The sequence below is a fragment of the Streptomyces sp. NPDC059850 genome (assembly GCF_042731515.1).
Classification (GTDB): domain Bacteria; phylum Actinomycetota; class Actinomycetes; order Streptomycetales; family Streptomycetaceae; genus Streptomyces.
The window spans coordinates 58,350-85,273 of record NZ_JBHWJI010000027.1 but is presented as its reverse complement, the minus strand read 5'-3'; the positions used below and the strand labels follow the sequence as shown (position 1 = coordinate 85,273).

Annotated in this window: 23 protein-coding genes; 16 read left to right on the top strand and 7 right to left on the bottom strand. The window is 72.5% G+C overall.

Going from position 1 to position 26,924, the window contains the following annotated elements; genetic code table 11:
• The first annotated feature begins 12 nt into the window (after positions 1–12).
• Complete coding sequence (locus ACFV9T_RS22965; protein WP_385443274.1) at positions 13–174, top strand: hypothetical protein; 162 nt, start codon at positions 13–15, stop codon at positions 172–174.
• Here ACFV9T_RS22965 and ACFV9T_RS22960 read toward each other — a convergent pair.
• The 3 genes from ACFV9T_RS22960 to ACFV9T_RS22950 all read right to left on the bottom strand — a co-directional run bounded on the left by ACFV9T_RS22960 (position 171) and on the right by ACFV9T_RS22950 (position 3,645).
• Positions 171–1,019 carry a hypothetical protein gene (locus ACFV9T_RS22960; protein ID WP_385443273.1) on the bottom strand — a complete coding sequence of 283 codons (849 nt, stop codon included), beginning with the start codon at positions 1,017–1,019 and terminating at the stop codon, positions 171–173. The genes ACFV9T_RS22965 and ACFV9T_RS22960 overlap by 4 nt on opposite strands.
• A 199-nt stretch (positions 1,020–1,218) precedes the next feature.
• The gene (locus ACFV9T_RS22955; RefSeq protein ID WP_385443271.1) at positions 1,219–2,328 is read right to left on the bottom strand and encodes a metallophosphoesterase; all 1,110 of its coding nucleotides are present in this window, start codon (positions 2,326–2,328) and stop codon (positions 1,219–1,221) included.
• A 216-nt stretch (positions 2,329–2,544) separates the two neighbouring features.
• Entirely contained in the window at positions 2,545–3,645 is a 1,101-nt protein-coding gene (locus ACFV9T_RS22950; RefSeq protein WP_385443269.1) for a LacI family DNA-binding transcriptional regulator, read from the bottom strand.
• 405 nt (positions 3,646–4,050) lie between these two features.
• On the opposite strand from ACFV9T_RS22950, the gene hisC reads away from it, so the two are divergent.
• From hisC to ACFV9T_RS22920, 6 genes are all read left to right on the top strand, one after another.
• A complete protein-coding gene (gene hisC, locus ACFV9T_RS22945; protein ID WP_385443267.1) occupies positions 4,051–5,130 on the top strand; it encodes a histidinol-phosphate transaminase in 1,080 nt (359 codons plus the stop codon).
• A 221-nt stretch (positions 5,131–5,351) separates the two neighbouring features.
• Positions 5,352–6,965 (top strand): cytochrome ubiquinol oxidase subunit I, encoded by a 1,614-nt coding sequence (locus tag ACFV9T_RS22940; RefSeq protein ID WP_385443265.1) that lies wholly within the window; start codon positions 5,352–5,354, stop codon positions 6,963–6,965.
• A 25-nt stretch (positions 6,966–6,990) separates the two neighbouring features.
• Positions 6,991–7,992, top strand: coding sequence for a cytochrome d ubiquinol oxidase subunit II (gene cydB / locus ACFV9T_RS22935; protein ID WP_385443263.1), 1,002 nt, complete (start codon positions 6,991–6,993; stop codon positions 7,990–7,992).
• A 31-nt stretch (positions 7,993–8,023) separates the two neighbouring features.
• On the top strand, positions 8,024–12,007 hold the full coding sequence (gene cydD, locus ACFV9T_RS22930) for a thiol reductant ABC exporter subunit CydD (RefSeq protein WP_385443261.1): 3,984 nt from the start codon (positions 8,024–8,026) through the stop codon (positions 12,005–12,007).
• A 61-nt stretch (positions 12,008–12,068) separates the two neighbouring features.
• Positions 12,069–13,724 carry a GAF domain-containing sensor histidine kinase gene (locus tag ACFV9T_RS22925; RefSeq protein WP_385443259.1) on the top strand — a complete coding sequence of 552 codons (1,656 nt, stop codon included), beginning with the start codon at positions 12,069–12,071 and terminating at the stop codon, positions 13,722–13,724.
• 210 nt (positions 13,725–13,934) lie between these two features.
• Complete coding sequence (locus ACFV9T_RS22920) at positions 13,935–14,780, top strand: hypothetical protein (protein WP_385443257.1); 846 nt, start codon at positions 13,935–13,937, stop codon at positions 14,778–14,780.
• 77 nt (positions 14,781–14,857) lie between these two features.
• On the opposite strand, the gene ACFV9T_RS22915 is transcribed toward ACFV9T_RS22920, so the two are convergent.
• Positions 14,858–15,739 (bottom strand): Cof-type HAD-IIB family hydrolase, encoded by an 882-nt coding sequence (locus tag ACFV9T_RS22915; RefSeq protein WP_385443254.1) that lies wholly within the window; start codon positions 15,737–15,739, stop codon positions 14,858–14,860.
• A gap of 131 nt (positions 15,740–15,870) precedes the next feature.
• Here ACFV9T_RS22915 and ACFV9T_RS22910 point away from each other — a divergent pair, with 131 nt between their 5' ends.
• The 8 genes from ACFV9T_RS22910 (at position 15,871) to ACFV9T_RS22875 (ending at position 22,654) form a co-directional block, all read left to right on the top strand.
• Complete coding sequence (locus ACFV9T_RS22910; protein WP_385443252.1) at positions 15,871–16,782, top strand: LLM class flavin-dependent oxidoreductase; 912 nt, start codon at positions 15,871–15,873, stop codon at positions 16,780–16,782.
• Between the two features lie 86 nt (positions 16,783–16,868).
• On the top strand, positions 16,869–17,777 hold the full coding sequence (htpX, locus tag ACFV9T_RS22905; protein ID WP_385443251.1) for a zinc metalloprotease HtpX: 909 nt from the start codon (positions 16,869–16,871) through the stop codon (positions 17,775–17,777).
• Between the two features lie 6 nt (positions 17,778–17,783).
• Complete coding sequence (locus tag ACFV9T_RS22900; RefSeq protein ID WP_385443250.1) at positions 17,784–18,371, top strand: hypothetical protein; 588 nt, start codon at positions 17,784–17,786, stop codon at positions 18,369–18,371.
• Between the two features lie 39 nt (positions 18,372–18,410).
• Positions 18,411–18,974, top strand: a complete 564-nt coding sequence (locus tag ACFV9T_RS22895; RefSeq protein ID WP_385443248.1) for a hypothetical protein — start codon at positions 18,411–18,413, stop codon at positions 18,972–18,974.
• Positions 18,975–19,058: 84 nt separating this feature from the next.
• A complete protein-coding gene (locus tag ACFV9T_RS22890) occupies positions 19,059–20,102 on the top strand; it encodes an ABC transporter ATP-binding protein (RefSeq protein ID WP_385443245.1) in 1,044 nt (347 codons plus the stop codon).
• The gene (locus ACFV9T_RS22885) at positions 20,092–20,991 is read left to right on the top strand and encodes an ABC transporter permease subunit (protein ID WP_385443243.1); all 900 of its coding nucleotides are present in this window, start codon (positions 20,092–20,094) and stop codon (positions 20,989–20,991) included. The genes ACFV9T_RS22890 and ACFV9T_RS22885 overlap by 11 nt, the downstream gene beginning before the upstream one ends.
• Complete coding sequence (locus ACFV9T_RS22880; RefSeq protein WP_385443241.1) at positions 20,988–21,914, top strand: ABC transporter ATP-binding protein; 927 nt, start codon at positions 20,988–20,990, stop codon at positions 21,912–21,914. The genes ACFV9T_RS22885 and ACFV9T_RS22880 overlap by 4 nt, the downstream gene beginning before the upstream one ends.
• A gap of 14 nt (positions 21,915–21,928) precedes the next feature.
• Positions 21,929–22,654: an ABC transporter permease subunit gene (locus tag ACFV9T_RS22875; protein ID WP_385443238.1), complete on the top strand. Its 726-nt coding sequence runs from the start codon at positions 21,929–21,931 to the stop codon at positions 22,652–22,654.
• A gap of 16 nt (positions 22,655–22,670) precedes the next feature.
• Here ACFV9T_RS22875 and ACFV9T_RS22870 read toward each other — a convergent pair whose 3' ends face one another.
• From ACFV9T_RS22870 to ACFV9T_RS22860, 3 genes are all read right to left on the bottom strand, one after another.
• On the bottom strand, positions 22,671–22,895 hold the full coding sequence (locus tag ACFV9T_RS22870; RefSeq protein ID WP_385443235.1) for a hypothetical protein: 225 nt from the start codon (positions 22,893–22,895) through the stop codon (positions 22,671–22,673).
• Positions 22,896–23,043: 148 nt separating this feature from the next.
• Positions 23,044–23,796 carry a hypothetical protein gene (locus ACFV9T_RS22865; protein ID WP_385443232.1) on the bottom strand — a complete coding sequence of 251 codons (753 nt, stop codon included), beginning with the start codon at positions 23,794–23,796 and terminating at the stop codon, positions 23,044–23,046.
• Between the two features lie 261 nt (positions 23,797–24,057).
• Positions 24,058–25,602: an MFS transporter gene (locus ACFV9T_RS22860; RefSeq protein ID WP_385443230.1), complete on the bottom strand. Its 1,545-nt coding sequence runs from the start codon at positions 25,600–25,602 to the stop codon at positions 24,058–24,060.
• A gap of 134 nt (positions 25,603–25,736) precedes the next feature.
• Here ACFV9T_RS22860 and ACFV9T_RS22855 point away from each other — a divergent pair, with 134 nt between their 5' ends.
• Positions 25,737–26,744 (top strand): Lrp/AsnC family transcriptional regulator, encoded by a 1,008-nt coding sequence (locus tag ACFV9T_RS22855; RefSeq protein ID WP_385443229.1) that lies wholly within the window; start codon positions 25,737–25,739, stop codon positions 26,742–26,744.
• The last annotated feature ends 180 nt before the right edge of the window (positions 26,745–26,924 follow it).

The window sequence follows — 26,924 nt, the reverse complement described above, 5'->3', positions numbered from 1 at the left end:
GCATCACATACGGTGGCTCTTGATCAGGAGCAGACCGGGGCGGCCCTGGAGTGGCTGGTCCCGGCGGGGCCGGGGCTCGGCGCCACGGGGGCGTTCGCGGACGGCACCGCCCCTGGACCCGGGGCCGATCCGTTCACGCGAGTGCTGGCGCTCACCGGAAGAGACACCCGTTAGTCCGGCTGGTTCTCCGGGCCGCCGTATTCGGGGCTTGTGTAGTCCGGGCTGCTGTAGCGGGGGCGGGCTCTGGGGCCGTCGTCGTCGGTGCTGAAGCCCGGGCGGCTGTAGCCGAGGTGGGGGGTGCGGCCCGCTTCGGGGCGGCCGGGGACGTAGGCGGTCCAGGGGGCGGGGGCCGAGGGGTTGGCCAGGGCCTCGTGGAGGAAGGGCAGGACGCCCCGCTCCAGCAGGGCCTGCCGCCAGGCCTCTCTGGCCCGGTCCACCTCTTCCAGCTGCTCGGCCAGGGCCTCGCCGCGGATCGCGCTGGAGCCGTTGCGCAGGGCGGTGAGGAGGAGGCCGACGGCGGCGAGCAGGATGCCCGCGGCGGTGAGGGCGGCGAAGAACCAGCCCGCGGTGATCATCGGCTGGGCGATGGACGGCACGGGGTCCAGGACGTGCAGTACGTAGCCGACGAGCAGGAAGATGATCGCGGCGGTCCCGGCCAGCACCGGGGCCAGGACGGCGAGCATGGGGACCAGCCCCGCACCTGAGGCGTCCAGGAGGGTGCCGGTGAATCCGGCGGCGTGCCCGTGCTCGTCGTCGTCCTCCGGGAGCCCGGCCATGGGCAGGGGCGGGGCGGGCTCGCGGAGGCGGGCGCGGGCGACGACGTAATCCTGGTATTCGGCGGCCGCGCACGCGGTGATGGCGGCCGAGGCGCTGAGCGCCATGGTGCGCAGCTGCTCGGCGGTGAGCCGCTGTCCTATGCCCGGGAGATCCGGTCGGCGGTCCGCGGTACGCAGCACCTCGTCGAGAACTCGCTCGAACTCCGGGCGGTCCTCGGCGAACAGGTGCGGAGCGCTTTTCATGGTGCATCCCCCGATACTCCGTAAGGCCTTGGTGTCCGGGTTTCACCGGGCAGTCGGGCGGAAACGGAGGAGAGCCTGCGACGGATAAACCGATGGTAGAGCCGATCCGGCGCGAGGTGACAGCAAGTTTCGTGATTTGCTCAGCTCCGCCAGTCCCGGCAGCCCCGTCCGGCTCTTCCGTCGCGCGTCCGCGTCACCCTCACGTGTCGAGCGGCAGTTGTACGACCAGCAGTTTTCCGGCCATGGTGATGCCGCCGTCCATCGCGACCGCGAGATTGTCCGCGTAGACGTGCGGGCCCTCGACCGCGGGCGTGCCGTCGTCCTCGCCGTCCTCCGAGCCGACTTCGCCCAGCAGATACGGGATCGGGCTGTGGCCGTGGACGATGCGTTCCCCGCCGAAGGCGCCGAGCAATTCGCGCACGGCCATCGGTCCGGCGTCCTCGTCGCGGAAGGCGAAGCGCTTGGTGAATTTGCGGAACAGGTCCCAGCACTCGTCGGCGTCACTGCGCTGGAGCGTCTCGGTGACGCTGTCGTTGACGGCTTCGATCGAGTCGCCGTAGTCCAGATAGGCGGTGGTGTCGGAGTGGACGAGGAGATGCCCGTCCTCCTCGGCCATCGCGTCCAGCCGTGACATCCACTGGAGGTGATGGTCCTCCAGCCGCTCCATGTCGGTGCGCTGGCCGCCGTTGAGCAGCCAGGCGGCCTGGAAGGAGGCGGTGCCCGCCCCGGAGTTGACGGGGGTGTCGCCGAACCGCTTGGCGCCGATGAGGAGCAGTTCGTGATTGCCCATCAGCGCCTTGCAGTAGCCGCCCGCGGCCGCGGCCTCGGCGGAGAGCTGCATCACCAGGTCGATGACGCCGATGCCGTCCGGGCCGCGGTCGGTGAAGTCGCCGAGGAACCACAGCCGGGCGTTCCCGGCCGCCCAGCTGCCCTTGTCGTCGATCAGGCCCTGGGCGGCGAGCGCCTCGCGCAGCTCGTCGTGGTACCCGTGGACGTCGCCCACGACGAACAGCGGGCCCGGGCCCTCGTCGTCGGCGAGTTCGGCCTCCGGATCGGTCACCGAGGCGAGCGCGATCGTCGGGCGGTCCTGCGGGGGCACCAGCCGGGTGTCCGCGATGGTGTGCCCCGGGCCCACGACCGGCAGCTTCTCGGTCGGTGTGTACCCGTCCGGCATCGGGGCAGGCGCTGCTGCGGGAGGCACCGGTCCGGGCGGCGTGGACGCCCCGTACGCGGGCACGTGCGGATGTGCCGCCGTGGTCCCTGCCGTGGCTTCCAGACCGGCCCCCTGAGTCATCGACCCCTCCACCATCGCGCCGCCGTGCCACCTTGTGGACCTTGCCTGGTCGACGGCGGTCCGCGGTGTCGTCCGCCCATCATAGGAATGACCGTGAGGGCTTGTGACGCACCAGGGTGCCGTCAATCGGTGCTCGGCCCTGCTTGGACGGTCTTTTATCCCGGATTGGACCGGTAGGGGAAGCCCCACGGGCTCGAGTCCTCTTCCGGTCATCCTTGAGTCTCTCTCAGATCATCCTCCAGCGCGGCTGCGCGGCGGGCTGACCGTCGTACGCGGCGGACGGCGCTGGGACGACGTCCGCACGATCAGTTCGGTAGGTATCACCTGCTCGACGGGGCGGTCGCTGTCGAGCCCTTCGATGGCGTCGATGAGCAACTGCACCACTGCGGTGCCGATCCGGCGCGGTTTGAGCGAGAGCGTCGTGACGGGCGGCTCGGTGGTCCGGTAGACCGTGGATTCGCTGCAGCACACCAGCAGCAGGTCCTCCGGGACGCGCATCCCGTAGCGGCGGGCGGCGGCGAGCAGGTCCGTGCCGTTGGGGTCGAAGAGCCCGTAGACCGCGTCGGGGCGGTCCGGACGGGCGAGCAGCCGGTCGGCGGCGACGGCCCCGGCACGGGGGTCGTGGGCCGGGTACGCCTCGTACACCGGGTCCTGGCCCACCCGCTCGCACCAGTGCAGATACGCCTCGGTCGACAGCCGGGTGTACGTGTCGGTGGTGGTGCCGGTGAGCAGCCCGATACGGCGGGCACCGGCCTCGGCGAGATGGTCCAGGAGGCCGAGCACGGCCGCCTCGTGGTCGTTGTCGACCCAGGCGGTCACCGGGAGGGTGCCCGCCGGTCGGCCGTCGCTGACCACGGGCAGGCCCTGGCGGAGCAGCTCGGCGACGACCGGGTCGTGGTCGGACGGATCGATCACGATCGTGCCGTCGAGCGCGACGTTGGACCACACGTCGTGGCGGGAGGTGGCCGGGAGGATCACCAGGGCGTAGCCCCGGGCCAGCGCGGCGGAGGTCGCGGCCCGCGCCATCTCGGCGAAGTACGCGAACTCGGTGAAGGTGAAAGGTTCATCCCCGTACGTGGTCACGGTCAGGCCGAGGAGGCCGGACTTGCCGGTACGGAGGGTACGGGCCGCGGCGGACGGGCGATAGCCCAGCCGCTCGGCGACCTCGCGGACGTGGCGGCGGGTGGCATCCGGGAGCCGTCCCTTGCCGTTGAGCGCGTCGGAGACGGTCGTGATCGAGACCCCGGCGGCGGCGGCCACATCCCGGATGCCCGCCCTGCCTAACCGGCGGCCGGCCGACCGGCTCACCTGGTGCTTCCCTGCTGCTGTCATGGCCAGCCGATAGTAGGGCCCGAGCGCCCGGTCTGCGCGATTCCGCCATCGGTATTCGGAAGGCACGTTTCTGCATGAGCGCTCAGGCCAATTCCCTTGGAAGTGAAGCCAGTTGGGGTGTCGGGGAGGGGTCTGGTCGCCTCTGGCATATCCACGCCTGGCGATTGCTCGATGTCTCGAAGAGGTCTCAACTCACCTGCACGAGTGATGCGCGCTACGGCGCTCGCCACCGGCGCGCGCGAATGAGCGGGGCGCTCCCCCCTCGCGGGCACGCGGGCGCCGCCGGCGGGTACGCGGGCGCCCCGGCGGGTGACGCGGGGCGGGGCAATCCTCATAAGGTGTGCAGTATTGCCGTGCGCGAAGCCTGCGCATGGAGCCGAAGGGACGGGCCGAGGAGGACTGCCGGTGAGTGAGAAGAACCCCAAGCTGCGCGCCGCGCTGGACGGGATTCCTACGTACAAGCCCGGTAAGCCGGCCGCCGGGAACGGACCCAGCTCCTTCAAGCTGTCCTCCAACGAGAATCCGTATCCGCCGCTGGCCGGGGTGCTGGAGACGGTGGCGAACGCCGCCGCGTCCTTCAACCGCTACCCCGACCTCGCCTGCACCGCGCTGATCGCCGAGCTGGCGAGCCGGTTCGACGTACCGCTGGAGCATCTGGCCACCGGGACGGGTTCGGTCGGGCTGGCCCAGCAGATCGTCCAGTCGACGGCCGGGCCGGGGGATGAGGTGATCTACGCCTGGCGGTCCTTCGAGGCATATCCGATCATCACTCAGATCGCGGGCGCGACCGCGGTGCGGGTCCCGCTGACCGACGCGGAGGTCCACGACCTGGACGCGATGGCGGATGCGATCACCGACCGCACCCGGCTGATTTTCGTCTGTAACCCCAACAATCCGACCAGCACGGTGGTGCGCCGGGCGGAGCTGGAGCGGTTCCTGGACCGGGTGCCGTCCGATGTGCTGGTGGTGCTGGACGAGGCGTACATCGAGTTCATCCGGGACGACCAGGTCCCCAATGGCGTCGACCTCTACCGCGACCGGCCGAACGTGTGCGTCCTGCGCACCTTCTCCAAGGCGTACGGCCTGGCCGGGCTGCGGGTCGGCTTCGCGATCGCCCATGAGCCGGTCGCCGCGGCGCTGCGCAAGACCGCGGTCCCCTTCGGTGTGAGCCAGCTCGCCCAGGACGCCGCGGTCGCCTCGCTGCACAGCGAGGACGCGCTGCGCGAGCGGGTCGACGCGCTGGTGGCCGAGCGGGCGCGGGTGGCCGGGGCGCTGACCGGCCAGGGCTGGACGGTGCCGGACGCCCACGCGAACTTCGTCTGGCTGCGGCTGGGGGAGCGTACGGCCGACTTCGCGGCGGCGTGCGAGGCGGCGGGCGTGGTCGTACGGCCGTTCTCGGGCGAGGGGACGCGCGTGACGATCGGCGAGCGGGAGGCGAACGACCTCTTCCTGCGGGCCGCCGAGGAGTTCCGCAAGGAGCTGTGACGCCGGGCTGCCGCGCGACGTGAGGGCGGCGGTTCCGGGCTGCCGCTGAGCGGCGAAGGATACCCAAGCGTGCCCCATTCGCCCCCTCCCACCCCCAGGTGGGAGGGGGCGAAGGCGTGTGCGTATTATTGCTTGTGAATGTGAATACGTTCACAAGCTCGCTTCGGGGAGCGGCACGGCACGACCGTGCGGGCACGGCAAGACCGTAAGGAGAGATTCACGTGGAGCTGGCTCTGGCGCCGGAGACGCTGGCGCGATGGCAGTTCGGGATCACGACCGTCTACCACTTCCTCTTCGTCCCCCTGACGATCTCTCTCGCGGCGATCACCGCCGGGCTGGAAACCGCCTGGGTCCGCACGGGCAAGGAGAAGTACTTCCACGCCACCAAGTTCTGGGGCAAGCTCTTCCTGATCAACATCGCGATGGGTGTCGTCACCGGCATCGTCCAGGAGTTCCAGTTCGGCATGAACTGGTCCGACTACTCGCGCTTCGTCGGTGATGTCTTCGGCGCCCCGCTCGCGATGGAGGCGCTGCTCGCGTTCTTCTTCGAGTCCACCTTCATCGGCCTGTGGATATTCGGCTGGGACAGGCTGCCGAAGAAGATCCACTGCGCCTGCATCTGGATCGTCTCGCTCGGCACCGTCCTGTCCTCGTACTTCATCCTCGCCGCCAACTCCTGGATGCAGCACCCGACCGGCTACGCCATCGACAAGGCGACCGGAAAGGCCCGGCTGACCGACATCTGGGCGGTGCTGACCCAGGACACCACCCTGGTCGTGGTCTTCCACACCCTCACCGCCGCCTTCCTCACCGGCGGCGCCTTCATCGTCGGCATCGCCTCCCTCCACCTGTGGCGGGCGAAGCGCAAGCAGCTGCGCGGCGAGGAGCCGGGCGAGAAGGACAGGAAGCAGATCGGGGCGATGCGGGCCAGCCTGCGGGTCGGTCTGATCGTGGCCGTCATCGCCGGAATGGGCACGGCGATCAGCGGTGACTCGCTCGGCAAGGTGATGTTCGAGCAGCAGCCGATGAAGATGGCGTCGGCGGAGGCGCTGTGGGACACCAAGGCGCCCGCGCCCTTCTCCGTCTTCGCGGTGGGCGACGTCAGCGAGGGGCACAACAGCGTCGAGCTGGAGGTCCCCGCGGCGCTCTCCTTCCTCGCGCACAGCAACTTCACCGACGCCGTCCCCGGCATCAACGACATCGCCCAGAAGGAGGCCGCCGCCTACGGGGGCCAGCCCGAGGACTACATCCCCAGCATCTTCATGACCTTCTGGGGCTTCCGGCTGATGATCGGCTTCGGCATGACCTCGTTCGCCGCCGGTGTCATCGGACTGTGGACGACCCGCAAGAAGCGCTGGCTCGACCCCGCCTTCCGCACCGCCGACGACGAGGTCCCCCGGCTCATGCTCACCAAGAAGCGCGAGATGAGCCCGCTGCTCACCAAGTGGTCCTGGCGGATCGGCATCCTCACCATGGGGTTCCCGCTGATCGCCAACTCCTTCGGCTGGATCTTCACCGAGATGGGCCGTCAGCCCTGGGCGGTGTACGGGCTGATGAAGACGTCCGACGCGGTCTCCCCCGGCGTCAGCCAGACCGAGGTACTCATCTCCCTCGGCGTCTTCACGCTGCTGTACGGCGTGCTCGCCGTGATCGAGGTGCGGCTGCTGGCCAAGTACGCCAAGGCCGGGCCGGACACCGACGAGAAGCCGCCCGCCGTGGACCCGAAGCTGCGGCTGCCCTCGGGCGGGCCGGGCGGTCCTGGCGGTCCCGGCGGCCCCGGTGGCGGGTCCGCCGCGGAGGACGACGCCGACAAGCCGCTGACCTTCGCGTACTGACGCGTCACGACGGCCGGAGAGACTCATGCACCTTCACGACTTCTGGTTCCTGCTGATCGCCTTCCTGTGGACCGGCTACTTCTTCCTCGAAGGCTTCGACTTCGGTATCGGCGTGCTGACCAAGCTGCTCGCCCGGGACCGCACCGAGCGCCGTGTGCTGATCAACACCATCGGACCGGTGTGGGACGGCAACGAGGTCTGGCTGATCACCGCCGCCGGTGCCACGTTCGCCGCCTTCCCCGACTGGTACGCGACCCTCTTCAGCGGCTTCTACCTGCCGCTGCTGGCCATCCTGGTCTGCCTGATCCTGCGCGGTGTCGCCTTCGAGTACCGGCACAAGCGCGGTGAGGAGCGCTGGCAGCGCAACTGGGAGCACACGATCTTCTGGTGCTCGCTGCTCCCCGCGTTCCTGTGGGGCGCGATCTTCGCCAACATGGTGCACGGGGTGCCGATCGGCCCGGACAAGAACTACGCGGGCGGCCTGGGCGATCTGATCACCCCGTACGCCCTGCTCGGCGGCGTCGTCACGCTCGTGCTGTTCACCTTCCACGGGGCGGTCTTCGCCGCGCTCAAGACGGCCGGGGACATCCGGGTGCGGTCGCGCCGGTACGCGGCCTGGCTGGGCCCCGTCGCGGCCGTGGCCGCGCTCGCGTTCCTCGGCTGGACCCAGGCCGACAGCGGCAACGGGCGCAGCCTGGTCGCGGTGGTCCTCGCGGTGGTGGCGCTGGCCGCGGCGCTGGTGATGAACGCGCGCGGGCGTGAGGGCTGGGCGTTCGGCCTGTCCGGGGCGGCCATCGCGGCGTCGGTCGCGATGCTCTTCCTGGCGCTCTTCCCGGACGTCATGCCGTCCTCGCTGAACCCGGAGTGGAGCCTGACGGCGGCGAACGCGGCCGCCAGCGCCTATCCGTTGAAGATCATGACGTGGGTCGGGGTCATCATGATGCCGCTGATCATGGCCTACCAGGCGTGGACGTACTGGGTCTTCCGCAAGCGCATCGGGACCCAGCACATCCCCGCCGCGCACTGACGCGACTGCTGCCTCAGGTGGTGTGTTTCACGTGAAACCAATCGATCCGCGACTGCTCCGGTACGCGCGGGCGACCCGGTTCTTCCTGGCGGCCTCCGTGGCGCTGGGGCTCGCCGGGGCCGGGCTCGTCATCGCGCAGGCCATGCTGATCGCCGAGATCGTGGTGGGTGCGTTCCAGCGGGACGAGGGTGTCGGCGCCCTGACCGCACCGCTGATCTGGCTGGCGCTGGTCGCCGGGGGCCGGGCCGCCATCTCCTGGCTGACCGAGCTGGCCGCCCACCGGGCGAGCGCGGCGGTCAAGTCGGAGCTGCGGCTGCGGCTGCTGGACCGGGCCGTACGGCTCGGGCCCGGCTGGCTGGACTCCCAGCGCACCGGCGAACTCACCACCCTCGCCACCCGGGGCATCGACGCGCTGGACGACTACTTCGCCCGCTATCTGCCGCAGCTGGGGCTGGCGGTGGTGGTTCCGGCGGCCGTGCTCGCCCGGATCGTCACCGCGGACTGGGTCTCGGCGGTGGTCATCGTCGCCACCCTGCCGCTGATCCCGCTGTTCATGATGCTCATCGGCTGGGCCACCCAGTCGCGGATGGACCGCCAGTGGCGGCTGCTGTCCCGGCTGTCCGGCCACTTCCTCGACGTCGTCGCCGGGCTGCCGACCCTCAAGGTCTTCGGCCGCGCCAAGGCCCAGGCCGCCGCGATCCGCTCCATCACCGCCGACTACCGGCGGGCCACGCTGAAGACGCTGCGGCTGGCCTTCCTGTCCTCCTTCGCCCTGGAGCTGCTGTCCACGCTGTCCGTCGCGCTGGTCGCGGTCGGCATCGGCATGCGGCTCGTCCACGGCGAACTGGACCTCTACACCGGGCTGATGGTGCTCGTCCTCGCGCCCGAGGCGTATCTGCCGCTGCGGCAGGTGGGCGCGCAGTACCACGCGGCGGCGGAGGGGCTCGCCGCGGCGGACGAGGCGTTCGCCGTGCTGGAGCGGGAACCGGCCGCCGCCGGTACGTCGCCCGCGCCCGACGCCCGGGGCGCCGCGCTCACGGTCGACGGGCTGACGGTACGTCACCCCGGGCGCACCGCCCCCTCCCTGCCGCCGGTCTCGTTCGAGGTCCGCCCCGGCGAGACGGTGGCGATCACCGGCCCCAGCGGCGCGGGCAAGACAACCCTGCTGAACGCCGTGCTGGGCTTCGCCGAACCGTCCGGGGGCCGGGTGCTCGTCGGCGGCCGCGACCTGGCGTCGCTCGACCCGGAGAGCTGGCGCCGCCAGATCGCCTGGGTGCCGCAGCGGCCGTATCTGTTCGCCGGGAGCATCGCGGACAACGTACGGCTGGCGCGGCCCGACGCCGACGACACCGCCGTCCGCGAGGCCCTGCGCCAGGCCGACGCGCTCGGCTTCGTCTCCGCCCTGCCGGACGGGGCCGAGACCCGGCTCGGCGAGATGGGCGCGGGCCTGTCCGCGGGCCAGCGCCAGCGCATCGCCCTGGCCCGCGCCTTCCTGGCCGACCGCCCGGTCCTGCTGCTCGACGAGCCCACCGCGAACCTGGACGGCGCGACGGAGGCGGCGGTCGTCGACGCGGTACGGCGCCTGGCCGAGGGCCGTACGGTCCTCCTGGTCATCCACCGCCCGGCCCTCCTGCCCCTGGCCACCCGCGTCATCCCCCTATCGGGCCCCGCAGCCCCCTCCGGCCCTGCGGCCAGCCGCAGCCACCGCGCGATCGGCGGGGGCCGGGCCGAGCCGGGCGACGCTGCGCGCGTTGTGGCGGACATGGGTGCCCCGGGGGCCGGGGCCCTGTCCGTGCGGCGCGCCGACGGCGGGGCTGCCGCAGGCGTTGGGGCGTCGGCGCAGGCTGCCGGAGGCGGTGCGCTCGGGCGAGCCGGTGGCGCCGTGTCGGCCGCACGGACGGCCGAGCCCGTGCGCGCCGAGGCGCGAGTGGTGACGGACGACGCGCCTGCGTGTGGCGAGGCGCGCGGTGCGGCGCCGGGGGCGTCGGCGGAGGACGGTCCGGATGGCGCGGGGGAACGGCCCGGCGCGGGCCGGTCCGGGGCCGGTGATCCGGCGCGGCGCGCGGCAGACGGCGAGTCCGAGGCCGGGGCCGCTGGGGTCGGTGGTGGCGCCGAGGGCGCCGTGGCCGCCGCGCGGGCGGCGGGACCTGCGCGCGCCGAGGGTGCGGTGGCCGCCGCACGGGCGGCCGGAGCTGTGCGTGGCGAGGCGCGCGGTGCGGCGGCAGTGGACGCGCCTGCGCGTGCCGGGGCGGCGGGGGCGCCCGGGGTGATGGGTCGGGTTCGGGGGGCTGCTCGGGGTGGGCGGGGGCGGTTTTTGCTGGCCTTGTTGCTGGGGAGTCTCGCGCTGCTCAGCGCCGTGGGGCTCATGGCCGTCTCCGGGTGGCTGATCTCGCGGGCGTCGCAGCAGCCGCCGGTGCTGTATCTGATGGTGGCGGTCACCGCGACGCGGGCGTTCGGGATCGGGCGGGCCGTCTTCCGGTACGCCGAGCGGCTGGTCTCGCACGACGCGGTGCTCCGGGTGCTGGCCGAGCTGCGGGTCGCCGTCTACCGGCGGCTGGAGCGGCTGGCGCCCGCGGGGCTCAAGGAGACCCGGCGCGGGGATCTGCTCTCCCGGCTGGTGGCCGACGTGGACGCGGTGCAGGACTACTTCCTGCGCTGGCTGCTGCCGGTCGGTGCGGCGGTGGTCGTGAGCGCCGCCTCGGTCGGGTTCACCGCCTGGGTGCTGCCCGAGGCCGGGGCCGTGCTCGCGGTCGGGCTGCTGGTGGCCGGGGCCGGGGTGCCCGCCGTGTCGGGCGCGCTCGCCCGGCGCGCGGAGCGCCGGTTGTCGCCCGCGCGCGGCGCGCTGTCGGTGCGGGTGGTGGACCTGCTGGCCGGGACCGCCGAGCTGACGGTCGCGGGCGCGCTGCCGCGTCGGCTGGACGCGGTGCGCCGGGCCGATGGGGCGCTCACCCGGATCGCCCGCCGGGGCGCCGCCGCCACCGGCGCGGGCGCCGGGTTGTCCGACCTGGTCTGCGGCCTGACCGTGGCCGTCGCGGCGTGGGCAGGGGCCGGGGCGGTGGCCGACGGGCGGCTCCACGGGGTGTGGCTGGCCGTCGTGGTGCTGACGCCGCTGGCCGCCTTCGAGGCGGTCGCCGGGCTGCCGCTCGCGGTGCAGCACCGGCAGCGGGTGCGGCGGGCCGCGGAGCGGGTGTACGAGGTGATCGACGCGCCGCTCCCGGTACGGGACGGCGGCGCCGAGGAGCCGCCCTCGTCGGCCTTTCCACTGGTGGTGCGCGGGCTGTCGGCGCGCCACGCGGGGCAGCGCACCCGCGCGCTGGACGGGTTCGACCTGGAGCTGCGTCCGGGCCGCCGGGTCGCGGTCGTCGGCCCGTCCGGTTCCGGCAAGACCACGCTGGCCCAGGTGCTGCTGCGCTTCCTGGACGCCGAGGACGGTACGTACACCCTGGCGGGCCGGGACGCGGCGGCCGTGGACGGCGACGCGGTGCGGCGGCTGGTCGGGCTGTGCGCCCAGGACGCGCACATCTTCGACAGCTCGCTGCGGGAGAACCTGCGCCTCGCCCGCCCCGGCGCGAGCGAGGACGAGCTGCGCACGGCGCTGGCCGCCGCCCGGCTGCTGGAGTGGGTGGACGGGCTGCCGGACGGTCTCGACACCCACGTCGGCGAGCTGGGCGCCCGCCTCTCCGGCGGCCAGCGGCAGCGGCTCGCGCTGGCCCGCGCGCTGCTCGCGGACTTCCCGGTGCTGGTGCTGGACGAACCCGCCGAGCACCTGGACCTGCCGACGGCCGACGCGCTGACCGCCGATCTGCTGACGGCGACCCGGGGCGTCACGACCGTACTGATCACCCACCGGCTCGCGGGCCTGGAGGCGGTCGACGAGGTGATCGTGCTCGACGGCGGCCGGGCCGTGCAGCGCGGTACGTACGAAGAACTGGCCGTGGCGGACGGGCCGTTCCGCCGGATGCTGGAGCGGGAGGCGGCGGAGGCGGTCCCGGTGCGTTCGGGCGCCACCGTCTGACCGGATCCCGCCCGGGAAAACTCCGCTTTCCCGGGCAAAAGCGATTCATTACGCTCGGACCATGGCGGCCTCGGCACCCTCACCGGATCCCCTGGACATCGCCGCGGAGGCGACCCGTGGGCTCCAGGGGCTGTCCACCGAGCTGACCGCGCGCGTTCCCCGGCTGCTGGAGGCGATGCGCTCCATCGGCACCGGCCTGGAGCCGCACGTGGTCCTCGACCGGATCGCCGAGACCGCGGCCGAGCTGGCGGGCGCCCGTTGCGCGGCGATCGGGGTGAACGACGCGGCGGGTCAGGGGCTCGCCGACGTCGTCACGTACGGGGCGACCGAGGCGGACCGGGAGCGGTGCGGCACGCTGCTCGCCGGGCCGTCCGCCGGGGCGGGGCCGCTGTCGGCCGATCCGCTGCCGCGGTCCTTCCTCGGGGTGCCGATCCGGGTCGGGGACGAGGTCTTCGGCCATCTGTGCCTCGCCGAGAAGCGGGACGGCGGGGAGTTCAGCGTGCCCGATCTGCACCTGGTCAAGGTGCTGGCGACGGAGGCGGGCATCGCCATCGGCAACGCGCGCTTCCACGAGGCGACCCGGCAGCGCGAGCGGTGGATCGACGGTTCGGTGGCCGTCACCCACTCCCTGCTGTCCGGCGACGCCGAGGACGCCCTGGTGGTCGTCGCGGAGAAGGCCCGTCAGCTGGCGGGCTCGGCGGCGGGCATCGTGCTGGTGCCGGAGGAGGGCGGTGGCGGGCTGGAGATCGTGGCCGTCGACGCGGCGAACCCTCCGGAGGGAGCCGCGATGCTCGGCGCGGTCGTCCCGGCCCGCTCCCCCGCCGTGCCGCGGCTGCTGGCCGGGGAGCCGGTCTTCATCGACGAGCCGCCCGCCGAACCCCGGCTGGCCGCAGGGGTCCTGGGCCGTTACGGGCCGAGCATGATGCTGCCGCTGAGCGGCGGCGACCGGGTGCTGGGCGTGCTGGCCACCCCGCGCGGCCGCGGCGCCCGGCCGTTCACCGCCACCGAGCGCAGGCTCGCCACCCAGTTCGCGGCGCAGGCCGCCGTCGCGCTGGTGCTCGCCGATGCGCAGCGCGACCGGGAGCGGCTGGCGGTGCTGGAGGAGCGCGACCGGATCGCCCGCGATCTGCACGACCTCGTCATCCAGCGGCTGTTCGCGACGGGGATGCTGCTGGACAGCGTCCGGCGCCACGCGGAGGCGTCACCGGAGGTGGGGGAACAGGTCGAGCGGGCTGCCGGGGAACTGGGCGCCACCATCCGGGAGATACGGACGGCCATCTTCGCGCTGCAGCAGGGCCCGGAGAGCGCGCCGTCCGGACTGCGTACCCGGGTGCTGCGGGAGGTCGGGGCGGCGGCGGTGCCGCTGGGCTTCCAGCCGTCGCTGAGCTTCGTCGGCCCGGTCGACACGCGGGTCGGCGAACCGGCCGGAACCAGCCTCATCGCGGCGCTGCGCGAGGCGTTGTCCAACGCCTTCCGGCACGCCCGGGCGGCGCGTATCGAGGTGGTCGTGGACGTGACGGCGCGGCTCGCCGACGGGCGGTCGGCGGTGCGGCTGACGGTCGCGGACGACGGGGTGGGCGTTCCGGCGGGCGGACGGCGCAGCGGGCTCGCGAACCTGGCCCGGCGGGCGGAGGCGCTGGGCGGATCGAGTACGTACGGGCCGGGCCTGGAACCCGGTGGGGGCGGCACGACGGTGGTCTGGCAGGTGCCGCTGTAGGAGGCGTTCTGTCTGGTCGGCACGGCCTCCCCTGACGGCGAAGATCGCCCGGGCGGCCCAACTCCTCACCTACGCGGTCCAACTAGCAGCTCGTCAGAGTGCGCGGCGCGGGACCCGCGGGTGGGATGAGGCTCGCGGGCCGCTCGGTCCTTCGTATCCCTTCACACTCCGCGCAGCTCCTTGGCCCGACGCGGGGAAGGAAGTCATGACGTGAACAGCCAGAGCCGTACTCCTCAGCGATCCCGGACGCGCCGCCGGGTCTTCCTCGCCTCCGTCGCGACCGCGGCGGCCATCTCCAGCCAGCTGCTGATCATGGCGCCCGCCCAGGCGGACGACATGCCGCTGACCGGTGGCGGCCACCCCAAGCCGCCGAAGCCGCCGGTCATCGTCCACGGGGTGCAGGAGTTCACCGCGGACGGCACCTTCACGGCGCCCCCCGGAGTCACCTCGGTGCACGTCCAGGCCTGGGGCGCGGGTGGCGGTGGCGGCGGCGGTGGCGGCGGCGCCAGCGCGGCGCTGACCGGTACCGGCGGCACCGGCGGTGGTGGCGGGGCAGGCGGCTTCACCTGGTGTGTCCTCCCCGTCACGCCGTTCGCCACCTACACGGTGGACCTGGGCACCGGCGGTGGCGCCGGTGGTGCCGGTGGCGGTGGCCCGGCGGGTGGCAACCCCGGCGGTGCCGGTGGGAGCGGTGGGCCGGGGACGGCGACGACGCTGGCCTCCAGCAGCGGCGTCCAGCTCATCGCGGGCGGCGGTACCGGCGGCACGGGTGGTGGCGGCGGCACGGCCGCTCCGGGCATCCCGGGCACCGGCGGCACCGGTGGCACCGGCGCCTGCAACAGCCTCTACGTGGTGAACCGCACCGGCGAGAACGGTGAGAGCGGCGCCCTGGGCGGCGAGGGCGGGGACGCGGTCGACGGCATCGTCGAGCTTCCCCCGACCAACACCAGCGTGGGCGGCGACGGCGGCATCGGCGGCCCCGGCGGCAACACCCCCGGCTCCGCCGGTGCTCCCGGTCTGGTCGGTGGCAACGGCTACCTGGTCTTCTTCTGGTAAATCCGGATCGGACGAACGAACCGCCCCCGGCCGCGGCACGGCCGGGGGCGGTGTTCATGCGCGACGCCCCCGGGCGCTCACCGCGCGAGGATCCGCTCGATGACGGCCGCGACACCGTCCTCGGTGTTGGCGCCGGTGTGGTACGTGGTGGCGGCGAGCACGTCCGGGTGGGCGTTGGCCATCGCGTACGACGTGCCCGCCCAGGTCAGCATCTCCAGGTCGTTGGGCATGTCGCCGAACGCCACGACCTCCTCCGCCGCGATGCCGCGCTCGGCGCAGCAACGGGCCAGGGTGGAGGCCTTGCTGACGCCCGGTCCGCTGACCTCCAGCAGGGCGGACGGGCTGGAGCGGGTGAAGTCGCCGTGCTCGCCCGCGACGCCGCGCGCGAGCTGGAGGAAGGCGTCCGGCGCCAGCTCCTTGTGGTGCGCGAGCAGCTTGAGGACCGGGGTGTCGGCGTGCGGGAAGCCGTCGTCGAGCAGCTTCTCGGCGGGGGCGATGACCGCGCCCGGGTCGAGGTGGAAGGGCGGGTACTCCGGCTCGTAGAAGATGCCGCCGCTGCGCTCGACCGCGAAGGACGTGCCGGGCGCGGCCCGGCGCAGCGCCTCCACGACGGCCAGCGCCCGGTCGGCGGCCAGCGGGCGGACGTCGACCAGCAGGCCGCCCTGGTGCAGGTCGACCACGGCGGCGCCGTTCGCGCAGATCGCCAGGCCGTGCCCGTGCACATGGGCGCTGACCACGTCCATCCAGCGCGCCGGGCGGCCGGTGACGAAGAACACCTCGATGCCCGCCCGCTCGGCCTCGGCGAGCGCCGCGACGGTGCGGTCCGAGACCGTCTTGTCGTCCAGCAGCAGGGTGCCGTCGAGGTCGGTGGCGATCAGCCGGGGGCGGGGCGTGGCGGAGGCGGAACGGTCAGGGGCCGGGTTCTCGGGCTGCTCGATCGCTGGAGTCACGGCACCCATCCTCCCGCATGGCCCGCTCATCGGTGAGGGAAGGGCGCTCTCCTGCACGCCGTACGGGCCGTGCGCCGCCGCTGTTGGTGACACCGCTGTCAGTGGCACGGCTGTCAGTGGCACCGCTTAGGCTCGACGCCATGCGAGTGAGCACCGTGATCCTGCCCGTCGACCGCTGGGCCGACGGCGGCAGGGAGCTATGGCAGCGCGCCGAGGAGCTGGGTTTCCACGCGGCGTACACCTACGACCACCTGTCCTGGCGCAGCTTCCGGGACGGGCCCTGGTTCGGGGCGGTGCCGACGCTGACGGCGGCCGCCGCGGCGACGTCCCGGCTGCGCCTGGGCACGCTGGTCACCTCCCCCAACTTCCGGCACCCGGTGACGCTCGCCAAGGAGCTGATCTCGCTGGACGACATCTCCGGCGGGCGCGTCACCCTCGGCATCGGCGCGGGCGGCAACGGTTTCGACGCGACGGCGCTGCTGCGCGGCGCGGAGGAGCCGTGGACGCCGCGGGAGCGGGCGGACCGGTTCGCCGAGTTCACCGAGCTGCTCGACCGGCTGCTGACGCACGACGTGGTGACCTACGAGGGTGAGCACTACAGCGCGCGCGAGGTGCGCAACATCCCCGGCTGCGCGCAGCGCCCCCGGCTGCCGTTCGCGGTCGCGGCCACCGGCCCGCGCGGGATGCGGCTCGCGGCCCGGTTCGGGCAGGCGTGGGTGACCACGGGCGATCCGAAGCTCTTCGAGACGGGCACGCCCGCCGATTCGCTGGCCGCCATCGGCCGCCAGGTCGAGCGGCTCGGCAAGGCCTGCGCAGAGGCGGGGCGGGAAGCGGACGCGCCGGACAGGATCCTGCTCACCGGCTTCACCCCGGACCGGGCCCGTCCGCTCAGCTCGGTGGAGGCCTTCGTCGACTTCGCGGGCGAGCACGCGCGGCTGGGCATCGACGAGATCGTGCTGCACTGGCCGATCGCCGACTCGGTCTTCGCGGCCGACCCCGGGGTCTTCGAGAAGATCGCCACGGAGGGCGCGGAGCGGGTCGCCGCCCTCTGAAGGTGCCGTAAATGCCGCGAAGGCCGGAATAAGGAGCAGAATCGGGTAGAGAGGCTTTCGCCGCCTCGGTGACTGTGGAGGCACCCATGCCGCATACCCGCTATGCCCCCGACCGTGGGCTGACCACCCGCATGGTCATGACCATGTTCCTCATCGGCCTGCTCTACGTGGTCTTCGTCGGTGTGCTGATCGCGCTGCTGCGCGGTGCCTGGCCGCTGATCCTGCTCATCGCGGGCGGGCTGTTCATCGCGCAGTTCTGGTTCAGCGACAAGATCGCGGCGTTCAGCATGGGCGCCCGGGAGGTCACCCCGCAGCAGGCGCCCGAGCTGCACGGCGCGGTGGACCGGCTGTGCGCGCTGGCCGATATGCCGAAGCCTCGGGTGGCGATCGCCGACACCGATGTGCCGAACGCGTTCGCGACCGGCCGCAGCCAGAAGAACGCGCTGGTGTGCGCGACGACGGGGCTGCTGCGGCGGCTGGAGCCGGACGAGCTGGAAGGCGTCCTCGCCCATGAGCTGTCCCATGTCGCCCACCGCGATGTGGCGGTCATGACGATCGCCTCGTTCCTCGGCGTGCTCGCGGGCATCATGACCCGGGCCGCCCTGTGGGGCGGGCTGTCCCGCAGCAGCCGCAACAACAACGTAGGGATAGCGGTCCTGCTGATCCCGCTGGTCAGCGCCGTGGTCTACGCGATCAGCTTTCTGCTGACCCGGCTGCTGTCCCGCTACCGCGAGCTGTCCGCCGACCGGGCCGGTGCCCTGCTGACCGGCCGCCCCTCGGCGCTCGCCGCCGCGCTCACCAAGGTGACCGGGCAGATGGCCCGCATCCCGACCCGCGATCTGCGCAAGGCCGAGCCGTTCAACGCCTTCTACTTCGCCCCGGCGCTCTCCGGGCAGAGCCTCAGCACGCTGCTGTCCTCGCATCCGACGCTGGAGCGGCGCCTCGACCAGCTCGGGCGCATCTCCGCCCAGCTGGGCCAGCCTGGGAAGGGCTGAGGGCGCATGGGATTCCTCGACGCCATCCTCGGCCGCAGCAAGCCCGTACGGCCCGACCTCGACCAGCTCTTCGGGCTGCCGTCGGCCGCGATCACCCTGGAGGCGGGGGCCGGGTTCACCCCGACGGGGCTCGGATCGGTCTGCTTCGCCAGCGTCGAGGGCGGCGCCTTCGACCGCCTGCAGAGCGACGTACGGGAACTGCTGGACGCGGACACCGACCGGGGCGGGGTGCCGGTGGAGTTCAGCCGGGACGGCTACGGCTACACCTGGCTGCTGGCCCGGCAGCCGCCGGACGACCTGGCGGCCCTGGTCAACGACCTCCACGCGGTCAACACGCTGCTCCAGGACGGGGGGTTCGGCCCCCAGCTGCTGTGCTCGCTGCTCGGGTTCCACGAGGCGGCGGGGCGTTCGCTCGCGCTCGTCTACCTCTACAAGCGCGGCACGTTCTATCCCTTCGCACCGCTGCCGGGCGCCGCCGAGAAGCGGGACAACGCGCTGGAACTCCAGGTGCGGGCGCTGCTCGGGGACGATCTGCGGATCGAGCAGGACCTGAGCCGCTGGTTCCCGGTGTGGGGCGCGCCCGGCCTCCAGTGACGAGTTTTTCCGCGGCTGCCGGGGGCACGCGGAGCGGACATGAGTTACCTGCGCGGATTCACCCCATGGATCGCCTTCTCCTTCGTGGCGTTGCTGGGCTGGCAGTGGGGCGCGCTGTCCGGGCTGGTGCTGGGCGGCTGGCTGCTGGTCCAGTACCGCAGGGAGGGGGTGGCCGCGGACGCCCTGATCCTGAACGCCAGCACGGTGCTGTTCTTCGCGGTGCTGACCACCTGGGCCTTCGCTCGGCCCGACAGCGGCCTCAAGGAGTACTGCGGAGCGCTGTCGATGGGCTGGCTGGCCATCACCGCCTCGGCGACGCTCGCCGTCGGGCACCCCTTCACCACCGGTATCGCCCGGCGGCAGGCGCCGCGCGAGGTGTGGCACACCGCGGTGTTCCGGCGGATCAACGTGGTGATCTCCTCGGTCTGGGCGGGCGCCTTCACCCTGACCGCCGCGGCGCTCGCCGCCTCGGTGGCCGCCGGTCTGGACGCCTGGGTGCCGCTCGCCGTGCAGGTCGCCGGGTTCGTCCTCCCCCTCCTGTTCACCGCCCGCTACCCGGAGCGCGCCAAGGCCCGGCTCGCCCCGGCCGCCGCGCGGGCGTGACGGGCCCGGACCGGCCCCCTACCCCTTACGGGCATGTCAGACCCGAGGACTACGAAAAGACAACCGTCTGGGGTGACGTGGACTGTGGCTCACACCACTACCGTCGAACGCGTGACTGTGATCGCCACCGAAAGCCTGAGCAAGCGGTTCCCCAGGGTCACCGCGCTCGACCGGCTGTCCGTCGACATCACACCAGGCGTCACCGGCCTGGTGGGTGCCAACGGTGCCGGTAAGTCGACTCTGATCAAGATCCTGCTCGGTCTGTCCCCCGCCAGCGAGGGGCGTGCCGCCGTTCTCGGCCTCGACGTGGCCACGGAGGGCAGCGCCATCCGCGAGAGCGTCGGCTATATGCCCGAGCACGACTGCCTGCCGCCCGATGTGTCGGCGACGGAGTTCGTCGTCCACATGGCGCGCATGTCCGGGCTACCGGTGTCCGCCGCCCGCGAGCGCACCGCCGACACGCTGCGCCACGTCGGGCTGTACGAGGAGCGATATCGCCCCATCGGCGGCTATTCGACCGGTATGAAGCAGCGCGTCAAGCTCGCCCAGGCGCTGGTGCACGACCCGAAGCTGGTCCTGCTGGACGAGCCGACGAACGGCCTCGACCCGGTCGGCCGCGACGACATGCTCGGCCTGATCCGCCGCATCTACACCGACTTCGGCATCTCGGTCCTGGTCACCTCGCATCTGCTCGGTGAACTGGAGCGCACCTGCGACCACGTGGTGGTCATCGACGGTGGCAAGCTGCTGCGCTCCAGCTCCACCAGCGACTTCACCCAGGTGACGGCCTCCCTCGCGGTCGAGGTCACCGACACCGACGAGCACCCGGACGGCACCGCCGCGCTGCGCGCCGCCCTCGACCGGGTCGGGCTCGCCGCCTCGCCCGCGGGCCGCGGCGCGGACGGCGCGCCCGCCTCCGAACACCTGCTGCTCGTGGACGTCGCGGGCGAGGAGACGTACGACACGGTCCGGGACGCCATCGCCGGTCTCGGCCTCGGCCTGGTCCGCATGGAACAGCGCCGCCACCGCATGGCGGAGATCTTCAGCTCCGACAGCGCAGGCGGCAGCGAAGGCGTCGACAGCGACAGTGCGGGCAACGGAAACGGAGGTGCCGTCGATGCCGTCTGAGACCGTGCCCCAGCAGCGTGCCGACGTCATTCACAACATCGGCTACCGCCACTACGAGGGCCCCCGGCTCGGCCGTGCCTACGCCCGCCGCTCGCTCTTCGTCCAGACCCTGCGCGGCGCCTACGGCCTCGGCCGCTCGGCGAAGTCCAAGGTCGCGCCGATGCTGCTGTTCGCCGTGATGTGCGCGCCCGCGGCGATCATCGTCTCGGTCGCGATCGCGACCAACCTCAAGGACCTCCCGGTCGAGTACACCCGTTACGCGATCATGTTCCAGGCGGTGATCGGCCTCTACATCGCCGCCCAGGCGCCGCAGGCCGTCTCCCGCGATCTGCGCTTCAAGACGATCCCGCTCTACTTCTCGCGCCCCATCGAAACGGTGGACTACGTGGTGGCCAAGTTCGGCGCCATGGCCTCCGCCCTCTTCCTGCTCACCGCCGCGCCCCTGGTGATCCTGTATGCCGGGGCCCTGCTCGCCAAGCTCGATTTCGCCGACCAGACGAAGGGCTTCGCGCAAGGACTGGTCTCCGTGGGTCTGCTCTCGCTCCTCTTCGCCGGTATCAGCCTGGTCATCGCGGCGGTTACCCCGCGGCGCGGCTTCGGCGTCGCCGCCGTCATCGCCGTCCTGACCATTTCCTACGGCGCGGTGTCCACCGTCCAGGCCATCGCGCTCGCCCAGGACTCCACCGGCGTCGTGCGCTGGCTCGGGCTGTTCTCGCCGGTCACGATCATCGACGGGGTGCAGACGGCGTTCCTCGGCGCCGAGTCGTCCTTCCCCGGCGGCTTCGGCCCGGGTGCCGCGCCCGGCGCCGTCTACGTCCTCGTCCTCCTCGGCCTGATCGCCGGCTCGTTCGGGCTGCTGATGCGCCGCTACCGAAAGGTCGGGCTGTGACCACGATCGCCATCGACAACGTCTCGCGCTGGTTCGGGAACGTCGTGGCCGTCAACGACGTGACCATGACCATCAGCCCGGGGGTCACCGGGCTACTCGGCCCCAACGGCGCGGGGAAGTCCACCCTCATCAACATGATGGGCGGCTTCCTGGCCCCCTCCACCGGGAGCGTCACCCTCGACGGCGCCGCGATCTGGCGCAACGAGCAGGCCTACCGCCACATCGGCATCGTGCCCGAGCGCGAGGGGATGTACGACTTCCTCACCGGCCGCGAGTTCGTCATCGCCAACGCCGAACTGCACGGGCTGCCCGATCCCCGCGCCGCCGCCCGCAAGGCGCTCGACACCGTCGAGATGGACTACGCGGGGGCGCGCAAGATCTCCACGTACAGCAAGGGCATGCGCCAGCGCGTGAAGATGGCCTCCGCCCTGGTCCACGAGCCGTCCGTGCTGCTCCTCGACGAGCCGTTCAACGGCATGGACCCGCGCCAGCGGATGCAGCTGATGGAGCTGCTGCGGCGGATGGGCGCGGAGGGCCGTACGGTGCTGTTCTCCTCGCACATCCTGGAGGAGGTCGAGCAACTGGCCTCGCACATCGAGGTGATCGTCGCGGGACGGCACGCCGCCTCCGGCGACTTCCGCAAGATCCGGCGGCTGATGACGGACCGTCCGCACCGCTACCTCGTACGGTCCAGCGACGACCGCGCGCTCGCCGCCGCCCTCATCGCCGACCCGTCGACCACCGGCATCCAGGTGGACACGAGCGGTGGTGCCGACGGCGGACTGCACATCCAGGCCGTCGACTTCACGCGCTTCACCGAACTGCTGCCCCGTGTCGCCCGTGAACAGGGCATCAGGCTCCTCACGGTCTCGCCCTCCGACGAGTCCCTGGAGAGCGTGTTCTCCTACCTCGTCGCGGCCTGAAAGGAGCCCCTGCGATGTCCGCGCTCTACCATCCCACCGTCGCCCGGCTCACCTACCGAGCCCTGCTCGGCCGCCGCCGCGCGATGATCCTCTTCCTGCTGCCCGCGCTGCTGGTGGCCATCTCGCTCGCCGTCCGGCTGCTGACCGGCGTCGACGACTCCACCGCCAACTCCCTTCTGGGCGGCTTCGCGATCGCCACCATGGTCCCGCTGATCGGCGTGATCGCCGGGACCGGGGCGATCGGCCCGGAGATCGACGACGGCTCGGTCATCTATCTGCTGGCCAAGCCGGTGAAGCGACCGACGATCATCTTCACCAAGCTGGTCGTCGCGATCGGCGTCACGGTCGCCTTCTCGGCCGTGCCCACGCTGCTGGCGGGCTTCATCCTCAACGGCAACGCGCACAACATGGCGGTCGGTTACGCCGTGGCCGCCGCCGTCGCGTCCGTCTGCTACAGCGCCATCTTCCTGCTGCTGGGCACCGTCACCCGGCACGCGGTCGTGGTCGGCCTGGTCTACGCCCTGGTCTGGGAGGCGTTCTTCGGCAGCCTGGTGGCCGGGGCGAGGGCCCTCAGCGTCCAGCAGTGGTCGCTGGCGATCGCCCAGAAGATCACGGACGAGACGGTCACCTCGGACATGGGCCTGACGGCCAGCGTCATCCTGCTGATCGTCGTGACCGCGGCCGCCACCTGGTACGCGGGCCACAAGATGCGCTCCCTGACCCTCGCGGGCGAGGAGTGAGCACCTCCTAGGGCATCTACGGCCGCCAGCGGTTGACGAAGCGGCCGGTCTCGCCCGTGGCGGCGGTCGTCGTGACGACCGCCGCCACGCTGTGTCCGGGGGCGGCGTTGGCCTGGTCGAGGGCCGAGGCCACGGTCGCGGACGAGCCGAACAGTACGGTCGCGACCGCACCGGCCACGATCCACGGCGCCCGCAGCATCCGCCGCCACGACCGCGCGCCGGTCATTTCCTCGCGGTTCATCCCGTCCTCCGATCCTCGTTCGGTGCCCTGATGACAGCGAGCGTGGCGGCCGGAGTTGTCCGTATCCCCTCCGCCGCCTGCGGACGAGCTGTGAACGCGGGGCTGCGGCGGTGCGGCGCGGCTGCTGGGCCGCCCGGGACCCAGCTGACTACCGCCGACGCCGCCCCTTGCCCCGAGCCGAACGCCGCGGCTCCGCCGCGGCCTTGAGCCGGGCGACATCCCGGCGGACTTCCTTCATGTCCTCGCCGAGATCGCAGAGCCGCTCACTCATGGCGCAGATCACCCGCCCGTGCGCGTCGAGCCGCTGATCCATGCCGTCCAGCCGGGCCGACATCCTGGCCAGCCACGGAGCCAGCTCCCGCAGCGCGGAACCGACATCGGCCAGCCGCGATTCGACGGCGTCGAGCCGGGTGCCGATCGGCCCCTCCAGCAGCCGCTCGGTGAGGATCTGTTCGAGCGGGAGCCGCTCCGGGCCGGATTCCCGCCCCGCCCGGACGCGCTCCTCGACGTCGAGGAGATACATCCGTACCCGCCTCGCGATATCGCTGTCCCGCAGGAGCATGGCGACGTTGAGCACCGCGCGACGGGGGTAGAGGGTCAGCTGCGTGATGGCCTGTGGATAACTCGAATCCCATAGGTCCACGTTGGACCTATGGAAGGACTGCAGGTCAGGGCCTCGGAGGGTGTGCATCCCGTTGCTGTGGAACTCCTCCCGGTGTCGCTTGGCCAGACTTTTGATGGCTTCTTCCCCAACCTCGAAGTACGTCGCGACGATTCGCGTGGTGACGTGAACCCCGTCGGGGAGCATGGACAAGACCTTGACCTTGTCGAGGGCGTCGGTCCGTTCGATCACGCTGTCGCGCAGCGCGCGCGACTCCAGCAGTGCGGTCTCGGGTGGCATGGGTGTGCCTTCCGGTGTGGATACGGGTGATGGCGTGCCCCACAAGCCAGGGGCGCTTGGCCGCCCGTATCCAGGGACCAGGAGCGGAGGCTGCTTACCCCATTCGGACCCAACCGACGTGACATCGCTGTCCGTCGATCCGTCGCCCGGCCGGAGCTTCTAGCCCGCGTTGCCTCCGCGCATAACGCGTCATCTAGAACAACGATCCGACCGCAGGACGGTTACGCGACTCCGCCGTGTTGACGGCCACCGGAGCCGCGGTCACGCCGTGACCGGCTCGGTTGGGGACGGGGCGGGCTGTCGCTCCGGGGTCGGGGGGTTGGGGCGGTCTCGGACGGTGGTGAGGACGAGGAGGCCCGCGGCCAGGGCCGCGATGCCGGAGATCAGGCAGATCCGGTCGAGGCCGGAGGCGAACGACTCGTGGACCAGGGCGCGGGCCGCGGCCGCGTGGGTCGGTGGGGCGGCGGCGACGACGGCGTCGGAGTGGCCGCCGGAGATCGCGTCGGCCGCCTGGCCGGTGGCCCGGGGCGGGACGGTGCCGCTGGCGGTGACCGCGTCCCGCACCCGCGTCGAGAAGACCGTGCCCAGGACCGCGATGCCGAGCGCGTAGCCCAGCTGGCGGAAGGTGTTCACCGCGCCGCTGGCCATGCCCGCCCGCTCCGGCGGGGCGGCGCCGAGGGCCGCCGACACCAGGACGGGTATGGCGAGGCCGATGCCGAGGCCCGCCAGCCCCAGGCCCGGGGCGAGGGACATCCAGTCCGAAGAGGCGTCCACCAGCGTGGCGTTGACGAGTGCGCCCGCGCCCACCAGCAGCAGTCCGCCGCCGAGCGCGCGCCCCGGCGCGACCTTGTCCAGCAGGCGCCCGCCCGCCGCGCCGACGATCAGCGCGACCCCCGCCATCGGTGTCACCGCGAGCCCGGCCCGTACCGGACTCATGTCGAGGACGGACTGCAGCCACAGCCCGGCGTAGGTGAGGTAGGGGAAGGCCGCCGCCTGGAGCAGCAGGGCGGCCGCCATCAGCGCCGCGAAGGACGGGCGGCGCAGCAGCCGCAGGTCGAGCAGGGGCTGCCGGGCCCGGCGCTCCACCGCGACGAAGGCGATCAGCGCGAGCGCGGCACCCGTCAGGGCGACGACCGCTCCGGTGTCGGACCAGCCCTCCTCGCCGCCCCGCATCAGCCCGTACGTCAGCCCACCGGCGCACGCGGTGAAGAAGGCGGCGCCCGGCCAGTCGATGCGCGCTCCCGGCGCGCCGCGCGATTCGCCGACCGTACGGAGCGTGATCCAGACCGCGATCGCCGTCAGCGGCAGGTTGACCAGGAAGATGGCCCGCCAGTCGACGTACTCGGTGAGCACCCCGCCCAGCACCGGGCCCGCCGCCGCGGCCGCCCCGCTCATACCGCCCCACACCCCGAAGGCGACGCCGCGGGCGCGTCCGGAGTAGGTGGCCATCAGCAGGGGGGTGTTGGCGGCGAACATGGCCGCCGCCCCGATGCCCTGGACGGCGCGGGCGGCGATCAGCACCCCGGCGTCCGGGGCGAGCCCGCAGGCCAGGGAGGAGAGCGCGAAGACGGTGAGGCCGAGCAGATAGAGCCGCCGTCGGCCGAAGAGGTCCGCCGCCGAACCGGCCACCATGATCAGCGCGGCGAGCGCCAGCGCGTAGATGTCCATCACCCACTGGAGGGAGGTGAAGGACGCGTCCAGTCCGTGCGCCATCTGCGGCAGCGCGGTGTTCACGATGGTCACGTCTATCAGCAGCATGAAGTTGCCGAGTGTGATGGCGGCCAGCGGCCACCAGGTGCTGCGCATGGGAGATCTCCGAGAGGTACCAGGGGGCCGGCCCGACGCCGGGGCCCGTGGCCCATACGGTCGCCATGGCACGGGTGTCGCCTCCAGCCAGTGCCGTACTGATGGCGTTATGCGACATCAGCTAGCTTGGAGCGGTGAAATCCGACGCGTACGACGATCTGGACCGGGCGCTGGTGCACGCCCTCCAACTCGACGGCCGGGCCCCGTTCAGCCGTATCGCGGAGGTGCTGGGCGTCTCCGACCAGACCGTGGCGCGCCGCTACACCCGGCTGCGGACCACGGGGGCGATCCGGGTGCTGGGGCTCGTCGATCCGTCGGCGGTCGGCGAGGTGATGTGGATGGTGCGGGTGCGGTGCCTGCCGGACGCGGCCCTGGCGGTGGCCGAGGCGCTGGCCCGCCGCCAGGACACCTCCTGGGTGAGCATGATGTCCAACGGCACCGAGGTCGTGGCCATGGCCCGGGCGGAGTCCGGCTGGGACAGCGACCAGCTGCTGCTGGGCAAGCTGCCGCGCACGCCCCGGGTGGTGGGGGTGAGCGCGCACTGTGTGCTGCACGAGTTCTTCGGCGGGCCGAAGGGCCTGGTCACCAAGTCCGGGTCGCTGACCGCCGAGCAGGCCGCACTGCTGAGCCCGCCCGCCGTGGAACCCCCCGCAACAGAGCCCCGGGAGCCGCTGGGGGCCGACGACCGGAAGCTGCTGGAGGTCCTCGCCCGGGACGGGCGGGCGCCGCTGGCCGAACTCGCGGCCGCCACCGGCTGGTCGCAGTCGACGGTGCGCCGTCGGCTCGCCGCCCTGCGCGCCGACGGCACGCTGTACTTCGACGTCGACTACGGCCGCGCGGTGTTCGGGCAGGGGATCACGACCGCGCTGTGGCTGTCGGTGCCGCCGTCGGAGCTGCACGCCACCGGGCAGGCGCTCGCGGACCATCCCGAGGTGGCGTTCGCGTGCGCGACCACGGGGCCGAACAATCTGTTCGCGACCGTGGTGTGCCGCGATGTACCGGCGCTCTACGCCTATCTGACGACGCGGGTCGCCGCGCTGCCCGCCGTACGGCACATGGAGACGTCGCCGACGATCCGCAAGATCAAGGGCCCGGGACCGCTGCTCGCCTCACCGCACAACCCGCCGCGGCGCACTCCCTGAACTGCCCCTGACCCGGGGCTTCTTGGAGGAACCTCCGAATCCCCGCTGGTTGAACTCTGTTCATCAATACGCCGGTCCAGATCTTGACGCTTGTCAGGAACCTGCCGAACTCTGGATGTGCGCCACCTCACACCGACCCGCAACCCGCGCCTCACGCGGACGGTTTGAGCTGCCGTCAGC

Bases quoted from the DNA above. Each gene is read 5' to 3' on its own strand.
- ACFV9T_RS22870 (WP_385443235.1), bottom strand. From the start codon at position 22,895: ATGAACCGCGAGGAAATGACCGGCGCGCGGTCGTGGCGGCGGATGCTG.
- ACFV9T_RS22875 (WP_385443238.1), top strand. From the start codon at position 21,929: ATGTCCGCGCTCTACCATCCCACCGTCGCCCGGCTCACCTACCGAGCC.
- htpX (WP_385443251.1), top strand. From the start codon at position 16,869: ATGCCGCATACCCGCTATGCCCCCGACCGTGGGCTGACCACCCGCATG.
- ACFV9T_RS22865 (WP_385443232.1), bottom strand. From the start codon at position 23,796: ATGCCACCCGAGACCGCACTGCTGGAGTCGCGCGCGCTGCGCGACAGC.
- ACFV9T_RS22900 (WP_385443250.1), top strand. From the start codon at position 17,784: ATGGGATTCCTCGACGCCATCCTCGGCCGCAGCAAGCCCGTACGGCCC.
- cydB (WP_385443263.1), top strand. From the start codon at position 6,991: ATGCACCTTCACGACTTCTGGTTCCTGCTGATCGCCTTCCTGTGGACC.
- ACFV9T_RS22885 (WP_385443243.1), top strand. From the start codon at position 20,092: ATGCCGTCTGAGACCGTGCCCCAGCAGCGTGCCGACGTCATTCACAAC.
- ACFV9T_RS22955 (WP_385443271.1), bottom strand. From the start codon at position 2,328: ATGGTGGAGGGGTCGATGACTCAGGGGGCCGGTCTGGAAGCCACGGCA.
- ACFV9T_RS22860 (WP_385443230.1), bottom strand. From the start codon at position 25,602: ATGCGCAGCACCTGGTGGCCGCTGGCCGCCATCACACTCGGCAACTTC.
- ACFV9T_RS22915 (WP_385443254.1), bottom strand. From the start codon at position 15,739: ATGGGTGCCGTGACTCCAGCGATCGAGCAGCCCGAGAACCCGGCCCCT.
- ACFV9T_RS22895 (WP_385443248.1), top strand. From the start codon at position 18,411: ATGAGTTACCTGCGCGGATTCACCCCATGGATCGCCTTCTCCTTCGTG.
- ACFV9T_RS22960 (WP_385443273.1), bottom strand. From the start codon at position 1,019: ATGAAAAGCGCTCCGCACCTGTTCGCCGAGGACCGCCCGGAGTTCGAG.
- ACFV9T_RS22925 (WP_385443259.1), top strand. From the start codon at position 12,069: ATGGCGGCCTCGGCACCCTCACCGGATCCCCTGGACATCGCCGCGGAG.
- ACFV9T_RS22910 (WP_385443252.1), top strand. From the start codon at position 15,871: ATGCGAGTGAGCACCGTGATCCTGCCCGTCGACCGCTGGGCCGACGGC.
- ACFV9T_RS22950 (WP_385443269.1), bottom strand. From the start codon at position 3,645: ATGACAGCAGCAGGGAAGCACCAGGTGAGCCGGTCGGCCGGCCGCCGG.